Origin of the sequence: Olsenella sp. DNF00959 (assembly GCF_001553055.1) — a bacterium.
Lineage (GTDB): Bacteria > Actinomycetota > Coriobacteriia > Coriobacteriales > Atopobiaceae > Olsenella_I > Olsenella_I phocaeensis.
Genome location: NZ_KQ960128.1, coordinates 432696 through 443242, shown reverse-complemented (window position 1 = coordinate 443242; position 10547 = coordinate 432696). Strand labels below are relative to the sequence as shown.

The 10547-nt window shown below is 67.7% G+C and carries 11 protein-coding genes; all 11 read left to right on the top strand.

Going from position 1 to position 10547, the window contains the following annotated elements; all coding sequences use genetic code 11:
* Positions 1-80 precede the first annotated feature (80 nt).
* Entirely contained in the window at positions 81-1748 is a 1668-nt protein-coding gene (locus HMPREF1868_RS06830; protein ID WP_231782273.1) for an acetaldehyde dehydrogenase (acetylating), read from the top strand.
* A 55-nt stretch (positions 1749-1803) separates the two neighbouring features.
* A complete protein-coding gene (locus tag HMPREF1868_RS06825; RefSeq protein WP_062531416.1) occupies positions 1804-2082 on the top strand; it encodes a BMC domain-containing protein in 279 nt (92 codons plus the stop codon).
* A 4-nt stretch (positions 2083-2086) separates the two neighbouring features.
* Positions 2087-2911, top strand: coding sequence for a tetratricopeptide repeat protein (locus HMPREF1868_RS06820; RefSeq protein WP_062531415.1), 825 nt, complete (start codon positions 2087-2089; stop codon positions 2909-2911).
* A gap of 5 nt (positions 2912-2916) precedes the next feature.
* The gene (locus HMPREF1868_RS06815) at positions 2917-3849 is read left to right on the top strand and encodes a DUF4037 domain-containing protein (RefSeq protein ID WP_062531445.1); all 933 of its coding nucleotides are present in this window, start codon (positions 2917-2919) and stop codon (positions 3847-3849) included.
* Positions 3849-4565, top strand: coding sequence for a DUF4125 family protein (locus HMPREF1868_RS06810; protein WP_062531414.1), 717 nt, complete (start codon positions 3849-3851; stop codon positions 4563-4565). Before HMPREF1868_RS06815 ends, HMPREF1868_RS06810 begins: the two co-directional genes overlap by 1 nt.
* Complete coding sequence (locus HMPREF1868_RS06805) at positions 4562-5422, top strand: MerR family transcriptional regulator (RefSeq protein ID WP_062531413.1); 861 nt, start codon at positions 4562-4564, stop codon at positions 5420-5422. The genes HMPREF1868_RS06810 and HMPREF1868_RS06805 overlap by 4 nt, the downstream gene beginning before the upstream one ends.
* A gap of 2 nt (positions 5423-5424) precedes the next feature.
* Entirely contained in the window at positions 5425-6516 is a 1092-nt protein-coding gene (locus HMPREF1868_RS06800; protein ID WP_062531412.1) for a 1-propanol dehydrogenase PduQ, read from the top strand.
* Between the two features lie 166 nt (positions 6517-6682).
* A complete protein-coding gene (locus HMPREF1868_RS06795) occupies positions 6683-7045 on the top strand; it encodes a BMC domain-containing protein (protein WP_062531444.1) in 363 nt (120 codons plus the stop codon).
* Positions 7046-7053: 8 nt separating this feature from the next.
* Positions 7054-7485: a BMC domain-containing protein gene (locus HMPREF1868_RS06790; RefSeq protein ID WP_062531411.1), complete on the top strand. Its 432-nt coding sequence runs from the start codon at positions 7054-7056 to the stop codon at positions 7483-7485.
* 12 nt (positions 7486-7497) lie between these two features.
* Entirely contained in the window at positions 7498-8007 is a 510-nt protein-coding gene (locus HMPREF1868_RS06785) for a EutP/PduV family microcompartment system protein (RefSeq protein WP_062531410.1), read from the top strand.
* 49 nt (positions 8008-8056) lie between these two features.
* The gene (gene cutC, locus HMPREF1868_RS06780; RefSeq protein ID WP_062531409.1) at positions 8057-10459 is read left to right on the top strand and encodes a choline trimethylamine-lyase; all 2403 of its coding nucleotides are present in this window, start codon (positions 8057-8059) and stop codon (positions 10457-10459) included.
* Positions 10460-10547 lie beyond the last annotated feature (88 nt).

The following is a 10547-nucleotide window of genomic DNA, read 5'->3' as shown; positions in this document are numbered from 1 at the left end:
CGGCATGGTCGAGTCCATCCTGCCCTCCGCGGAGTAGCAGGGACCCCACCGTCCATCCCATCAGCTAGTCGGAAAGAGACATGATGCAGGAATTCGACTACGACCTCCAGAGCATCCAGGCCGCGCGTGACCTCGCCCGCAAGGGCCAGGTCGCCGCGAACCAGATCGCCAACTACAGCGTCGAGCAGATCGGCCGCATCCTCCGCGCCATGGTCGAGGTCGCGGAGAAGAACGCGGAGCAGCTCGCGAAGATGGCCGTCGAGGAGACGACCTTCGGCAACGTGCATGACAAGATCTACAAGAACCACATGGCGTCCGGCCTGCTCTACGAGCAGATCAAGGACAAGAAGACCATCGGCGTCATCGACGTGGACGAGAAGAGCCAAGTCATCACCATCGCCGAGCCCGTGGGTCTGGTCATGGGCATCGTCCCCTCGACCAATCCCACCTCCACGGTCCTCTACAAGTCCCTGATCGCGCTCAAGTCGCGCAACGCCATCGTCTTCTCGCCCCACCCCAAGGCTGCCAAGTGCACCAACCTCGCCATCAGGCTCATGTGCGACGCGGCCGTCGCCGCGGGCGCGCCGGAGAACATCATCCAGGGCGTCTCGCTTGCCACCATCGCCGCGACCAACGAGCTCATGCACGCCCCCGAGGTCAAGATGATCATCGCCACGGGCGGCCCCGGCATGGTGAAGGCCGCCTACAGCTCTGGCAAGCCGGCCCTCGGCGTCGGGGCGGGCAACTCTCCCTCATACATCGAGCGTACGGCCAACGTCCGCCAGGCAGTGCGCCAGATCATGGCGTCCAAGACCTTCGACAACGGCACCATCTGCGCCTCGGAGCAGAGCGTCATCTGCGAGACGGTGAACCACGACGAGGTGGTCTCTGAGTTCAAGAGGCAGGGCGGCTACTTCATGAGCGAGGAGGAGTGCAAGAAGGTCTGCGCCATCCTCTTCCGCAACGGCCACTCCATGAGCCCCAAGTTCGTGGGCCACTGCGCGCTCGACATCGCCCAGGCCGCCGGAATCCACGTGCCCGCCGACACCAAGGTCCTCATCGGGGAGCAGTACGGCGTGGGCGACGAGTGGCCCCTCTCGTTCGAGAAGCTCACCACCGTCCTCGCCTTCTACACCGTCGCCGACTGGCATGAGGCCTGCGACCTCTCCATCGCGCTGCTCCAGAACGGCATCGGCCACACGATGAACATCCACACCGAGGACAAGGAGATCGTCCGGAAGTTCTCGGTGAAGCCCGCCTCGCGCATCCTCATCAACACCGGCGGAACCCAGGGCGGGACGGGCCTCTCCACCGGTCTCGAGGTCGCCCTGACCCTGGGCTGCGGCACCTGGGGCGGAAGCTCGGTCTCCGAGAACGTGGGACCCCAGCACCTCATCAACATCAAGCGCATCGCCAACGGCACCGTCGAGCCCGACCAGGTGGCGGCCGCCGACGAGACCTTCGCCAAGTGGCACCCCGAGCTGGCCGCGCAGTACGGTTGCGCTCCCTGCGGCCAGGCCGGTGCAGTCTGCGAGCACTCCGGGAGCGTGGCCGTCCCCGAGACCCACGAGACGGGCATCGAGATGCCCGTGGGCCATGGCACGAGCGGCATCAGCTACTCCGTGGGCTGCAACGGATGCGGCAGCGCCCCCGCCCAGGCGCAGCCCCAGGCTCCGAGCGACGCGATCGACGCCGAGGAGCTCAAGAAGATGGTCAACGAGCTCGTCGCGGCATTCCGCGGGGAGTAGCCAGGCAAAGCTGTCGGTGGCGCTGGCAGCCACCGCCAAGGCAAGGAGCTGAACTATGAACGAGGCACTGGGAATGGTCGAGACCGTGGGCTGCGTCGGCGCGGTCGAGGCCTCTGACGCCATGGTCAAGGCCGCCGAGGTCACCCTCGTGGGCAAGGAGAACGTCGGCGCCGGGATCGTGACGACCTTCGTGCGCGGCGACGTCGCCGCCGTGAAGGCGGCCACGGACGCGGGGGCGGCTGCCGCCGAGCGCGTGGGGGAGCTGCGCGCCGTGCACGTCATCCCGCGCCCGCATGCGGACGTCGAGCTCATCGTCCCTCACCTGAACGCCTAGGGCCTTGGAGCCGTCGGCCTTCTACTCCGAGCTCGACCGCCTGTATGGCGAGCCGGGCTCGGACGTCGCGGGCTTCCTCCGCGAGGCGCTGAGGCGCTCCCGGCTCGCCGATGACGATGCCCTCGAGGCGGCGTCGGCCAGCGAGCTGGGGAGCGTCCTGCGCCTGCGCGGCGAGCTCGACGAGGCCGAAGGGCTCTACGGCGAGGTCCTGGACGCCCTGGACCGCCTGGGGGCGGACGCGTGCTCGCGGGCGAACGCCCTCATCAACCTTGGTGACGTCTACGTTGCCCAGGGGCGAGGCATCGCGGCGGTCGACGCCTTCGACCGCGCGGAGTCGCTCCTGGGGAGCGCAGGGGAGCACCCGCTCGAGCTGAGCGCCATCTGCAACAACCGCAGCTCGGCGTATCGGAGCCTGGGACGCCTCGAACGGGCGCGCTCGGAGCTGAGAAGGGCGGGGAGGCTGCTCGAGCAGGTCCCCGGGTCCGAGGGCAGGCGGGCCACGAACGCCATCAACCTCGCCCAGGTCCTGGTGGACGAGGGGAGGCTGGACGAGGCGGAAGAGGTCCTCTCGCCCGCGCTGCGGGCGTACCGCACGCTCACGGGCGGCAGGGACGTGCACAGGCCGCACGCGCTCGCCACGGCGGCCCGAATCTCGTACCTGAGGGGGCGCTACGCGCAGGCGGCCGTGCTGCTGCGGCAGGCAGCCGACCTCCTGCGCGACAAGATAGGGGGCGACTCCCCCAACCTGCGAACGCTCGAGCGCGAGTCGCGGCGCATGGAGGGGCTCGCCTCCCGAGCGGGGCAAGGACGGACGACGGAGGGACGGTGAAGCGCATGAGGGGCCTGGAGCTGGCACGGCGCTACTTCGGGAGCTTCGAGCCCGCCTTCGTGGCGGGCCTGCCGTACTCCGTCGAGCGACGGCTGGCCTTCGGCCTCGTCGGGCCGGGGTCCGAGTGCCTGGGCTTCGACGACGGGCTGTCTTGCGACCACGACTTCGGCCCCGGCTTCTGCGTGTGGGTTCCCCGCGACCTCTACGCGGAGTGGGGAGAGGAGCTCGCGCGCCGCTACGAGGCCCTGCCCAAGGAGTTCATGGGCGTGCGCAGGGTCGCGACCCCGCTTGCGGGCCAGAGGGTGGGCGTGTTCGAGACGGAGGCCTTCTATCGTGGCTTCATAGGCCTCGAGAGGGCACCCCAGAGCGTCTCCGAGTGGCTGCGCATCCCCGAGCAGCTCCTTGCCACCGTCACCTGCGGCGAGGTCTTCTGCGATCCCAGCGGGCAGTTCACGGGGGTGCGCCGGGCGCTCGAGGCGTTCTATCCCGACGAGGTCCTGCGGAAGAAGCTCGCCGCCGACATGGCGGTCATGGCGCAGGCGGGGCAGTACAACCTCGGGCGCTGCCTCCGGCGCGGGGAGCTCGTGGCGGCCGACGCCGCCCGCACGGAGTTCCTTATGGCCTCCATGGCGGCGCTGCACCTGCTCTCGCGCCGCTACATGCCGTTCTACAAGTGGTCGTTCCGCTCGCTCTCGCAGAGGGCACAGGCTCCCGCCCCGGTCTGCGGCCTGGTGGAGGGCATCGCGTCCGCCCCCGTCGAACGGGTCTCCCTGGACGACGTGGAGCGGCTCTGCTCCGTGGTGCTGGGGGTCGCGCTGGCGCTCGGCTGGACGACGACGGAGTCCAACTTCCTGCTCGATGCCGCCACGTCCATGTGGCAGGCGATCCCGAACGACTACCTCAGGACGAGGCCGCTCAACGAGGGGGCGTATCGCTGATGGCAGGTGACCGCCATGGCGCCGAGGGCCTCTGCGGCTCCTACGGGAGGCGCCTTGGGCGCAGGAGGGGGATGAGGGGGCTGTTCTCCGCTCCGGCGGTCGTCGGGCTGCTCGAGGGCGAGGGGCTCGACGCCGCCGCCAGGGAGACGCTCGAGCGCGTCGTGTGCCTCGAGTGGGAGCTGTTCGACGGCGTGAGGAATGCCGGCGGCCGCGCGAGCTGCCAGGATGACCTGCGCTCCTTCTTCTCGTACCGCTGCGCGCAGTACCTCGCCTTCCCGCACGAGATCGTCCCCCGGGTGCTGGGGGAGCTCGAGCGGGCGGAGCTGGAGGGGAGGAACGTCGTGCGCGAGAAGTACGCCCGCATGATGGCGGTGACCGACCCCGAGGCGTTCGGCAGGGAGTGGTCCTCCCTCCTCGCCCCGCCCTCTCCCGTCAAGTCGGAGGCCCTGAGGCAGCTGCGCCGCCTGCTCGTCCCCGCACTCGAGGAGGCCGCCGCCGCGCTTCCCGTCTCGCACGGGCACGCCCGTCCGGACGAGTCCTCCGCAGGCCACGTCTCGGCTCTCGACTACCTCGAGGCGGAGGTCTGCTCGTACTCCCTTGGCACGATCTTCGCACTGAGGGACGCGCTCCGTCGCCAACTTGGGCACACTAACCCGATTGCACGGAGCTACGTGCTCTCAGGAAGGCTCCACGACGCAACGGAGGTGATTGAGTGAGCTCACGCAAGCAGGGCGGCGGGGACGACCGCCTGTACCAGATTGGCGAGGTCAGCAGGATGGGAGGACTCTCCCAGCGCATGCTGCGCCACTACGACGAGCTCGGACTCATGGAGCCCGACGTCGTGGGCGAGAACGGCTACCGGTACTACAGCCGGCAGACCATGCTCAAGATCCCGGTGGTCAACTACCTGAAGATGATGGGCTTCTCGCTCGACGAGATAGCCTCCATGCAGCGTCACTCGAACCTCCTCGAGGCGCGCAAGCTCCTCGGCAGGCATCTGGAGATCTGCGAGGACGAGGCGCGCAGGCTGTCCGAGAGGCGCGAGGCCATCGTCGACTGGGCGGAGCTCGTCGAGGAGGCGAACACCGTCCTGAGGGTGCGTCCCAGCGCCGTGAGCGTGAAGTTCCTCTCCTCCTGCGAGCTCCTCTGCCTTCCCTCGCGCTTCTCCGGCAGCTTCGCCGACGCCATCGTGAGCCTCGACTTCGCCTCCTTCGTGAGCGACGTGAAGAACGTCATCACGGGTCCCGTCATCCTGGGGTTCGACTCGGTGGACGACGCCGTGCGCGCCGCGTCCGAGGGCAGGGAGTGCGACGTGAGGCTCCTCCAGAAGCCCATGCACCCCATCTCGGGCGAGACGAGCGCGTCGCTGCCTGCGGGCATGTACCTCTCCGCCTACCACATCGGGGCCTTCGAGGACATGGGCAGCACCTACCGGCGCGTGCTCCAGTTCGCCCAAGAGAGCGGCTACCGTCCCTGCGGCATGGCCTACGAGCGCTTCGTGACCGACTTCTGGACCACCTCCAACCCCGACCTCTTCGTGACCGAGGTCCTTCTGCCAACCGAAACGGAGTAACGATGAACGAGTTCTACCTCAAGACCAAGCTGTTCTTCGGCGCGCGCGCCGTCGAGCACCTGCAGTCCCTCTCCCGCGCCAACGTCCTCGTGATCACCGACGGCTTCCTCCAGGAGTCCGGCATGGTGGACAAGATGACGCAGCACCTCCCTGTGGGCTCGCAGGTCCACGTGTACTCGAACGTCAAGCCCGACCCCAGCCAGGAGCTGGTCGACGCCGGCGTGAGGATGATCTTCGACGTCAGGCCCGACCTCGTGATCGCCTTTGGTGGCGGCTCGTGCATCGACGCCTCCAAGGCCATCCTCTACTTCGCGGCGGAGCAGGGCCTCGAGCGCCCGTACTTCCTCGCCATCCCCACCACGGCGGGCACCGGATCCGAGGTCACCAACTTCGCGGTCATCACCCGCGGGTCCACCAAGGTGGCGCTCATCGATGACGCCCTCATGCCCGACGGGGCGCTCCTCGACGCGGGCTTCACCCGCTCTGTCCCGCCCAAGATCACTGCCGACACGGGACTTGACGTGCTTACCCACGCTCTCGAGGCGTACGTGAGCAACGCCGCCACCACCTTCACCGACGCCATGGCGACCAAGGCGCTTCGCATCGTGTTCGAGGACCTCCCCGTGGTGTTCCGTGACGGGGACGCCATGAGGGCGCGCGGCCGCATGGCAGAGGCGTCCTGCGTGGCGGGCATCGCCTTCACCAACGCGGGCCTGGGCATCAACCACAGCCTCGCCCATGCGCTGGGCGGCCGCTTCCACGTCGCCCATGGCAGGCTCAACGCCATCCTCCTTCCCTACGTCATGCGCTTCCACATGGCGGAGACGAAGTACCGCGAGCCCTACGAGCGCCTCGCGGGCGAGCTGGGCATGGCGGACGCGGACGAGCTGCTGCGGCGCGTCCTCGACCTGCGCCGCGCCCTGGGCGTCGAGGGGAGCCTCTCGGAGCTGGACGGCATCGACGCCGCGAGCTTCGAGGCCCATGTGGGCGAGATGGCCGAGGCGGCGGCAAACGACCGCTGCACCCCCACGAACCCGCGCCCCGTCTCCAAGCAGGACCTCGTGAACCTCTACCGCGACGCCTGGCGGGGGTAGGGACGTCCGGCCCTGGCCTCGCGCCAGCACGGCGAGGCCAGGTGCATCCGCCCGCTGGGAAGGCGTCGCATCCCGCCCGCCGGACCACCGCTTGACACTGACAGCGAGTGAGCCCTTAGGACGGTAGCGAGGCAAGGCAGTTCGCATGTGATTGGAGGTCGCGAGCGTGGACGACGGCCAGGGACAGATACGCGTCGTACAAGAGACCGTCTCGGGCAAGGAGATCACCCTCGCCCACGTGATCGGCGGGCCCGAGCCCATCATCTACACGAAGCTGGGGCTCAACCCCTCGGTGGACTACGGCTCGAGCGCGCTTGGGATCATGAACATCACCCCGCCGGAGTCCGCGGTCATCGCGTCCGACATCGCGATAAAGAGTGCCGACGTCTACCTGGGGTTCGCCGACCGTTTCACGGGGACCATGATCATCACCGGCGAGATAGCGGACGTCACCTGCGCCATCGCCCGGGTCGTGGAGTTCTTCCACGACACCCTGGGCTACGTCACCTGCCGGGTCACGAAGCGCTAGGGGGTGCCGTGGGCGAGAGGGTCACGCGCAAGGAGTTCTTCGACCAGCTCTTTGGCGGGAGGCTGCGTCGCGACGAGCGAGGCGAACTGCGCATCACCCGTGTGAGGGTGCCCGGTCGCGAGATAGACCTCGCGCATGTGATGGGGAGTTCCCGCGAGCCGGTGTGCACGACCCTGGGTCTCGACATCGGGGTGCACGAGGGGGAGGACCACGCCGGGGAGGCGCTGGGCTTCATGCGCTTCACCCCCTGGGAATCCGTGGTGGTGGCCGCGGACATCGCGGTGAAGCACGGCTCGGTGGGCATCGGCTTCATGGACCGCTTCAACGGGTCGCTCATCCTCACGGGCCAGATCTCCGAGGTCGAGAGCGCCGAGCGGGAGGTACTCGACTACTTCGCGCACGTGCTCGACTTCCACGTGTGCAAGATGACGCGCAGGTAGGGAGGGGGAGAGGTGAAGAGGCTGTTCCTGATGGGCCGCAGCGAGGCGGGGAAGACCTCCCTCACCCAGGCGCTTCGCGGCGAGAAGCTGCATTACCACAAGACGCAGTACACCTATGCCGACGGCGAGACCATCGACACGCCAGGCGAGTACGCCGAGTCCAAGCAGGCCGGCGTCGGCCTGGCGTGCTTCTCGTTCGAGTCTGACGTCGTCGCCATCCTCATCGCTGCAAACGAGCCGTTCACCGTGCACGCCCCCAACGCGAACGCCTTCCTCAACCGTCCCCTCATCGGCGTCATCACGAAGATCCACGCCCCCAACGCCAACATCCCCATGGTCCGACAGTGGCTGGTCGACTGTGGATGCGAGAGGGTCTTCCTCGTGGACAACAGCACGGGAGAGGGGGTCGGCGCCCTCAGGGCGTACCTGGCGGAGGACAACCCCAGGATATCGCTCGAAGAGGCGAAGGAGCGCCAGCGCATGGGCCTGAGCGACTGGGCCCCGCTGCCCCAGGGGGCATAGCGCCGGCCCGTGACGAGCAAGCTCCATTCCGCGAGGAGGGACCACGAACATGGACACGCACTTCGACTTCGGGGGCTTCGTCCCCTCCGAGCGCATCTCCAGGCTCAAGGCGGCGTATCTGGACGCGCGCCCCAGCATCACCATAGACCGCGCCCTGGCCTTCACGCTCGTCGCCATGGAGCAGCCCGACCTCCCTCCCCAGCTGCGCATCGCGAGGAGCTTCCGCAAGGCCTGCGAGACGGCGCCGCTCCTCATCCAGGACGACGAGCTCATCGTGGGCCACCCCTGCGGCAGGCCTCGCGCGGGGGCGCTCTCTCCCGACATCGCCTGGGAGTGGCTCGACGACGAGCTGGACGAGATTGGCACGAGGCCACAGGACCCCTACTACGTGAGCGAGGAGGACAAGAGGACCTGCCGCGAGGTCATCTTCCCGTTCTGGAAGGGCAAGTCGCTCGCCGAGGCCTGCGAGGAGCGGCTGCGCGCGGCGGGCTTTTGGGACTATGCCGCCGACGCCTGCATCACGGACGTCACCTACCACGTGACGAGCGGCGGTGGTGACACCGCCCCCGGCTTCGACATCATCCTCTTCGAGAAGGGCATCGACGGCATCGAGGCCGAGGCCCGACGCCACCTCGCGGGACTCCCTGCCGAGAGCGACGACGTCGAGGGGCGCCGGGTCTACTACGAGGCGGCCATCGAGACCTGCGAGGGGGTGAAGGCGTACGCCGGGCGCCTGGCGGACCATGCGGAGGAGCTCGCGGGGAAGGCCGAGGACGCCAGCCGCAGGGAGGAGCTCCTCAGAATCGCAGAGGTGAACCGCAGGGTGCCCGCCAACCCTCCCAGCAACTTCTGGGAGGCGCTGCAGTCCCTCTGGACGGTGCAGTCGCTCTTCTCGCTCGAGGCGAACCAGTGCAGCACCTCCCTGGGTCGCGTCGACCAGTACCTCTATCCCTACTACGCGCGCGACGTCGAGTCCGGGGCGCTCTCGCGCGAGCGGGCCTTCGAACTCTTCGCCTGCTTCACGATCAAGTGCTCCGAGGTCATCTGGTACACACCTGGTGCGAGCGCCAAGTACTTCGCCGGCTACATGCCGTTCATCAACATGTGCGTCGGTGGCGTGGGCCGACACGGCGGAGACGCCACCAACGAGCTCACCTACCTCATCATGGAGGCCGTTCGCAAGGTACGCATGTACCAGCCGACGCTTGCCTGTCGCGTGCACAACCTCTCGCCCCAGCGCTACCTCGAGAAGATCGTGGACGTGATACGGGCGGGGGGCGGGATGCCCGCCGTGCACTTTGACGACGCTCACGAGAAGATGATGCTGCGAAAGGGCTACGACTTCGAGGACGCCCGCGACTACAGTTGCATGGGCTGCGTCGAGCCCCAGAGGAGCGGTCGCGTGCACCAGTGGACCTCGGGCGGCTTCACGCAGTGGCCCATCTGCATAGACCTCGCGCTGCACAACGGCGTGCTCAACAGCTATGGACCTCGACAGTGGCTCGCGACCGGCGAGGTCGAGGACTTCAAGAGCTTCGAGGACTTCGAGCATGCGGTGAAGGCCCAGCTCGACCACCTCATCGACGTCAACTGCAACGCCTCCAACATCGTCGAGGAGACCTACCGCGAGGTAAATCCGACGCCGTACATGTCGCTGTTCGTCGATGGCTGCATGGATAAGGGAAGGGACGTCATGGACGGGGGAGCCGTGCTCTATGCCGGTCCCGGCACCATCTTCGCCGGCCTCGGCACCTATGCCGACAGCATGGCTGCGGTCAAGAAGCTCGTCTTCGACGACCACAAGTACACGCTTCCTCAGCTCAAGGCCGCCATGGATGCCAACTGGGTGGGCTATGAGAACGTGAGGCGCGACTGCGTCGAAGCCCCCAAGTACGGCAATGACGACGACTACGCCGACCACTTCGCGGCGGACATCGTCGACTACACCGAGCAGCGCATGAACGCGCACAAGTCGCTGTACGCCTACCACATCCACGGCACGCTCTCCCAGTCGTTCAACACGCCACTGGGCGAGATGGACGGTGCCACACCTGATGGCCGCGCGGCGTACGCTCCGCTCTCCGACGGCATGAGCCCGTCGCAGGGCATGGACAAGAAGGGCCCCACCGCCGTCATAAAGTCGGTCTCCAAGATCAACGTCGAGGAGATGAGCCTGGGCATGTCACACAACTTCAAGTTCTCGCCCGGCTTCATCGACAAGCCCGAGGGCCGCAAGGCCGTCGTGGCTCTGCTCATGACGGCGTCCCTGCTCGGCAACGCCCAGATGCAATTCAACTGCGTCGACAACGCCGAGCTGAGGGACGCCAAGGCCCACCCCGAGCGCCATCGCGACCTCATCGCGCGCGTGGCGGGCTATTCCGCCTTCTTCAACGAGCTCTGCGAGGAGGTTCAGGACGAGATCATCAGCCGAACCGAGATCGACCGGGCATAGCGCACCTGTCGTCGCTCGTCGGTCTCTGGATTGCTGGCTGCGCCCCCTTCCCTCGGCCTTCCGGAGGCCGACCCCTCGCCCACGGGTG

What these genes read in the sequence shown, in the direction of transcription:
- HMPREF1868_RS06830 (WP_231782273.1), top strand. Translation starts at nt 81, where the DNA reads ATGATGCAGGAATTCGACTACGACCTCCAGAGCATCCAGGCCGCGCGT.
- HMPREF1868_RS06825 (WP_062531416.1), top strand. Translation starts at nt 1,804, where the DNA reads ATGAACGAGGCACTGGGAATGGTCGAGACCGTGGGCTGCGTCGGCGCG.
- HMPREF1868_RS06815 (WP_062531445.1), top strand. Translation starts at nt 2,917, where the DNA reads ATGAGGGGCCTGGAGCTGGCACGGCGCTACTTCGGGAGCTTCGAGCCC.
- HMPREF1868_RS06810 (WP_062531414.1), top strand. Translation starts at nt 3,849, where the DNA reads ATGGCAGGTGACCGCCATGGCGCCGAGGGCCTCTGCGGCTCCTACGGG.
- HMPREF1868_RS06800 (WP_062531412.1), top strand. Translation starts at nt 5,425, where the DNA reads ATGAACGAGTTCTACCTCAAGACCAAGCTGTTCTTCGGCGCGCGCGCC.
- cutC (WP_062531409.1), top strand. Translation starts at nt 8,057, where the DNA reads ATGGACACGCACTTCGACTTCGGGGGCTTCGTCCCCTCCGAGCGCATC.